The organism is Reyranella sp. (genome assembly GCF_050185545.1).
Classification (GTDB): Bacteria; Pseudomonadota; Alphaproteobacteria; order Reyranellales; family Reyranellaceae; genus Reyranella.
In genome coordinates, this window is record NZ_JBFWZI010000185.1 from 7,784 (window position 1) to 13,615 (window position 5,832).

The 5,832-nt window shown below is 66.7% G+C and carries 3 protein-coding genes; all 3 read left to right on the forward strand.

The window, feature by feature from the left end:
• The first annotated feature begins 363 nt into the window (after positions 1-363).
• The gene (locus tag AB7O82_RS31250; RefSeq protein WP_428552100.1) at positions 364-1,536 is read left to right on the forward strand and encodes an efflux RND transporter periplasmic adaptor subunit; all 1,173 of its coding nucleotides are present in this window, start codon (positions 364-366) and stop codon (positions 1,534-1,536) included.
• Between the two features lie 18 nt (positions 1,537-1,554).
• A complete protein-coding gene (locus AB7O82_RS31255; RefSeq protein WP_428621073.1) occupies positions 1,555-4,725 on the forward strand; it encodes an efflux RND transporter permease subunit in 3,171 nt (1,056 codons plus the stop codon).
• Between the two features lie 470 nt (positions 4,726-5,195).
• Positions 5,196-5,832 (forward strand): hypothetical protein (locus tag AB7O82_RS31260; protein ID WP_428621074.1); only part of this gene is annotated, 637 nt, incomplete at its 3' end.

Sequence of the window (5,832 nt, forward strand, 5' to 3'; positions counted from 1 at the left end):
GGCGCGATCGCCGCCTTCCCGGCCATCGCCAATGCCATCCTCGACGCCCTGGCGCCGCTTGGCGTCGCGGGCTTCGACGGTCCGGCGACGCCGGACCGCATCTGGCGGGCAATGCGGCAGGCGGAGGCGCGGTGACGCCATATTCCTCCCCAGCGTCTTCGCTGGGTGTTCGCGTCTTCGCGGACCTGCCTTCGCCGAAGCGAAGCCGCTTCGGCGAAGGCAGGTCGCCGTAAGACGGCGACACCTCCCCAGCTTCGCTGGGGAGGAGAATCAAGAGCGCGTGCAAGACGACGTGCGCGGTGGCAATCCGGGTTGGGATGCGCTAACGCTTGCGCGAGCACTGCGGGGAGCGTTATCGGAACCATGTCGAATCGCCGCCTGATCCTGCTGCCTTTGCTGGTCGGCGTCCTGGCCGTCGTGGGCGGCTGCAAGCCCGAGAACAAGTTCCAGCCGCCGCCGCCGCCCGAGATCAGCGTTGCCAAGCCGCTGCAGCAGGAGGTGACGCCCTACGAGGAGCTGACCGGCAACACGGTGTCGTTCGCCACCGTCGACCTGGTGGCCCGTGTCAAGGGCTTCCTCACCGCCATCAAGTACGTCGACGGCGCCCTGGTGAAGCAGAACGACGTGCTCTTCGAGATCGAACAGACGATGTACAAGGCCAACGTCAAGGAGGCAGAGGCGCAGCTCGAGGTGGCCCAGGCCGAGCTCGTCCAGTCGCAGGCCGAGTACGTCCGCCAGGAGACGCTGCTGCGCCAAAACGTGTCGGCGCAGACGACCTTCGACAAGGCCAAGGCCAAGCGCGATTCCGACCGCGCCAATGTCGAGAATGCCGAGGGCAACCTCACCATCCAGCAGACCAACCTCGGCTACACCACGGTGATGGCGCCGTTCAATGGCGTGGTGACCAAGCATCTCGTCTCGGTCGGCCAGCTGGTCGGCGACACCACGGCCACCAAGCTCGCCACCATCGTCCAGCTCGACCCGATCTACGTCGAGTTCAACATGAGCGAGCAGGACGTCCTGGAAATCCGCGCGAACCTCAGGAAGCGCCTGACCATCGAGGATCTCAGCAAGGTGCCGCTCGACATCGGGCTGATGACCGAGGAAGGCTATCCGCACGCGGGCTTCCTCAATTACGTCTCGCCCGAGGTCGATCCCAACACCGGCACCATCCTGGTGCGCGGCCTGTTCAAGAACCCCAACCGCGACCTGTTGCCGGGCTTCTTCGTGCGCGTGCGCGTGCCGCGCGGCCTCGACGCCACCAAGGTCTTCCTGGTGCCCAACAGGATCGTCGCCGAGGATCAGGCCGGCAAGTACGTGCTGATCGTCGACAAGGACAATGTCGTGCACCAGCGCCGGGTCAAGGTCGGCCAGCTGCTGGTCGGCGGCCTGCGCGTCATCGAGACCGGCCTCACCGCCGACGACCGCGTCGTGCTGACCACCAACGGGCGCGCCGTGCCGGGCGGCAAGGTGATGCCCAAGGAGGAGACGATCCCGCCGCCGCCGGCGGGCGCCAACATCACCACGACCAAGTAACCGGCCGGCCCCCGTTCGATGATCTCTGCATTCTTCATCAACCGGCCGGTCCTGGCCAACGTGCTGGCGATCGTGATCGTGCTGCTGGGCGCGGTGGCGCTCGCGACGCTGCCGGTCTCGCAATACCCCAACATCGTGCCGCCGACCGTGCAGGTCACGGCGAACTATCCCGGCGCCAGCGCCAAGACGGTGGTCGACAACGTCGCCCTGCCGATCGAGCTGCAGGTCAACGGCGTCGAAGGCATGATCTACATGCAGTCGTACAGCACCGATGCCGGCACCTACCAGCTCACGGTGACGTTCGACATCGGCACCAACCTCGATTTCGCCCAGGTGCTGGTACAGAACAAGGTGAGCGCCGCGCTCGCCTCGCTGCCGGAGTCGGCGCAGGCCCAGGGCGTGATCGTCGAGAAGAAGTCGACGGCGATCCTGCAGATCCTCGCCCTGACGTCGCCGAACGACCGGTTCGACAGCCTCTATCTCAGCAACTACGCCAGCATCAACCTGGTCAACGAGCTGGCGCGCATCCCGGGCGTCGGCAACGTGAACGTGCTGGGCGTCGGCCAGTATTCGATGCGCGTCTGGCTCGACCCGCAGAAGCTCTACACGTTCGGCCTGACGCCGGGCACGGTGGCCGACGTCATCAAGCAGCAGAGCCAGCCGGTGACCGCCGGCCAGGTCGGCATGCCGCCCGCTCCCAAGGGCCAGGATTTCCAGCTCACCATCGACGTCGAGGGCCGCCTCTCCTCGCCGGAGGAGTTCGAGAACATCATCGTCAAGAGCGGCCAGGGCGATGGCGGCCGCATCGTGCGCATCAAGGACATCGGCCGGGTCGAGCTCGGCGCCCAGACCTACGCCCAGGTCTTCAAGATGAACGGCAAGCCGGGCGCCGGCATCGCGGTCTATCAGCTGCCCGATGCCAACGCCCTCGACGTCGCCAACCGCGTCAAGGCCAAGATGGACGAGCTCGCCAAGCAGTTCCCCGAAGGCCTGCAGTACGATGTCTCGTTCGACACCACCAACTTCGTCAAGATCTCCATCCAGGAAGTGTTCATCACCCTGATCGAGGCCGGCATCCTGGTGCTGATCGTGATCATGGTGTTCCTGCAGGACTGGCGCGCCATGCTGGTGCCGGCCACCACCATTCCGGTGACCATCGTCGGCGCCTTTGCCGCCATGGCGGCGATGGGCTTCACCCTCAACACCACGACCATGTTCGGCATCGTGCTGGCGATCGGCATCGTGGTCGACGACGCCATCGTCATCGTCGAAGGCGTGGCACGCCACATCGAGCGCGGCCTGTCGCCTCACGATGCCGCCATTAAGGCGATGGACGAGCTGTTCGGGCCGGTGATCGGCATCACCCTGGTGCTGATGTCGGTGTTCCTGCCGGCCGCCTTCGTGCCCGGCCTGACCGGCAAGATGTTCGCCCAGTTCGCCCTGGTGATCGCCGCCACCGCCTTCATCAGCGCCGTCAATGCGGCGACCCTGAAGCCCACCCAGTGCGCCATGTGGCTGAGGCCGGCGGTGCCGCCGGAGAGACGCAACGTCGCCTACCGCGCCTTCAACCATGTCTACGGGAAGCTGGAAGACGCCTATGGCTGGCTGATCGGCAGCATGGTGAGGCGCAGCGGCATCATGGTGCTGCTGGCGTTCGCGATGGCGGGGCTCGGCGGCTGGGGCGTCGCCCGCCTGCCGACCGCCTTCATCCCCAACGAGGACCAGGGCTACATGCTGATGGGCCTGCTGCTGCCCGACGGCGCCTCGCTGGAGCGCACCGAAGCCTCGCTGTCGCAGGTCGCGGAGATCGCCCGCAAGACGCCGGGCGTCGACCATGTGGTAGCGATCTCGGGCCTGTCCATCCTCGACAGCAACAACGCGCTGGCCAACGGCGGCGTCTGCTACATCATCTTCAAGGACTGGAACGTGCGCGCCAAGCAGCCGGGCCAGGATCTGCGCTCGATCGTCCAGAAGATCGCGCGGGAGAGCCAGGTGCTGCAGGACGGCCGCGCTTTTCCGCTGGTGCCGCCGGCCATCCAGGGCGTCGGCAATGCCGGCGGCTTCCAGATGCAGGTCGAGCAGCGCGACGGCTCGTTCGACTACGTCAAGCTGCAGAACGCGACCGACAACCTGGTCGCGCAGGCCGGCACCCAGTCGGGTCTCGCCAATCTCGTCACGTCGTTCCGCGCCGGCGCACCGCACATCCGCGTCGAGGTCGACCGGGTCAAGGCGCAGACCCTGAAAGTCTCGATCGGCGAGGTCTTCGACACGTTGTCGGCCTATGTCGGCTCGGCCTTCGTCAACCGCTTCAACAAGTTCGGCCTCACCCTGCTGGTGTTCCAGCAGGCCGATTCGCAGTACCGCCTGAAGGGGGAGGACATCCTGCGCCTGCAGGTGAAGAATTCCGAAGGCCAGATGGTGCCGATCGGCGCCCTCGCCACCCTGCACCAGTCGAGCGGCTCGCCGCTGATAAGCCTCTACAACCTCTATCCGTCGGCGGCGGTGGTCGGCGCCTCGGCGCCGGGCTTCAGCTCGGGCGAGTCGATCTCGCTGATGGACCAGATCGCCAACGCAACCCTGCCGCCCGGCACGGGCTTCGAATGGACGGCGATGTCGTACCAGGAGAACATCGTCGGCAACCAGCTCATGTACGTCTTCGCCTTGGCGATCCTGCTGGTCTATCTCTGCCTGGCCGGCCAGTACGAAAGCTGGATCCTGCCGCTGGCGGTGATCCTGGCCGTGCCGCTGGCGCTGATCGGGCCGGCCGCCGCCCTGGGAGGGCTGGGGATGGCCAACAACCTCTACACCCAGATCGGCCTGATGCTGCTGATCGCGCTCGGCGCCAAGAACGCCATCCTGATCGTCGAAGTGGCGCGCGAGGCGCGCATCCTGCACGGCAAGCCGATCCTCGAGGCGGCCGTCGAGGCGGCGCGCACCCGGTTCCGGCCGATCCTGATGACCTCGTTCGCCTTCATCCTCGGCGTCGTGCCGCTGGTGACCGCGAGCGGCGCCGGCGCCAACTCGCGCATCTCGCTCGGCATGGCGGTGTTCAGCGGCATGATCGCCTCGACCTGCCTTGCCGTGCTGTTCGTGCCGTCGTTCTTCGTCGTGCTGCAGCGCTTCGAGGAATGGCGCAGGGCACGCAAGGCGCCCAAGCCCGCCACGCCGGCCGCCGAACCGTCTCATTGAACGGCGCCCGGACGAGGCGAAGGAGCGCGCCGCGCCCGCGCCTCCTATGAAAGTCCGCTAGGGGAGTGGACACATCTCAATCCCTCCTCCGTAGTCGGGAGAGGTGCCCCGTCTTACGGGGCGGAGGGGGAAGGCCTCAGACGGGATCCATGATATTCCGACATCGGAAATTCATGGATCTTGCGTGAGGCCCTCCCTCTCACATCGCCCGGTCGGCGCTGCCGTCGACGACGCGCCGGAGAGCCACACTCACCATTGGTGCCGCCATACGGGGCCGGGGCAGTCGACCGCAAGCAGCTTGTGGGGATCGTCCAGGCCGGCTGGGCCGACCTCTTGCAGTCGTGCCGTTCTCGCGATGACGGGATTCTTTTCCATGTGCGAATGCCCTGGAGGCAACGCGCCCGAGGAAGACGAGGCCGTTGTGACGCCGCTATTCTCGCGCCGGCGCCGGATGGGCCGGGGGGGAACGGATGAGCGCCCTTGCAATTTCGCTGATCATTTGCGCCCTGCTGGTCGGCGGCGCGCTCACCGGCGCCCTGTTGCGCCGGGTGCTGCCCGACCATCATCTCGACACGCACGCCAAGGACATCGTCCGCCTGGGCTGCGCGCTGATTGCCACGATTTCCGGCCTGGTGCTGGGCCTCCTGATCAATTCGGCCAAGACTACCTACGACGCCCAGCGCGACGAGATCCGGCAGATGGCGACCAACATCACCCTGCTCGACCACATGCTGGAGCTTTACGGGCCGGAGGCCACGACGGCCCGGCAACTGATGCGCGAGGCGGTGCCGACCATGGTCGACCGCATCTGGACGGACGGTCCGGCAAAGACGGCGGACGGGCCGTTCACCTCCTCGCGGATCGGACGGACCGCCTTTCACGCCATACAGACCCTCGCCCCGGGGGACGAGTCCCAACGTCAGTACCACCGGCAGGCGCTGCTGGCCGCCAACCAGGTCCTGCAGGCCCGCCTGATCCTGTTCGAGCAATCGACCGCCCGCATGCCGCTCCTCTTCCTGATCGTTCTGGTGTTCTGGCTGTGCATCCTGTTCGCGAGCTTCAGCCTGTTCTCGCCGCTCAACCCGACCGGGCTCGGCGCCCTGGTGC

Bases quoted from the DNA above. Each gene is read 5' to 3' on its own strand.
- AB7O82_RS31250 (WP_428552100.1), top strand. From the start codon at position 364: ATGTCGAATCGCCGCCTGATCCTGCTGCCTTTGCTGGTCGGCGTCCTG.
- AB7O82_RS31255 (WP_428621073.1), top strand. From the start codon at position 1,555: ATGATCTCTGCATTCTTCATCAACCGGCCGGTCCTGGCCAACGTGCTG.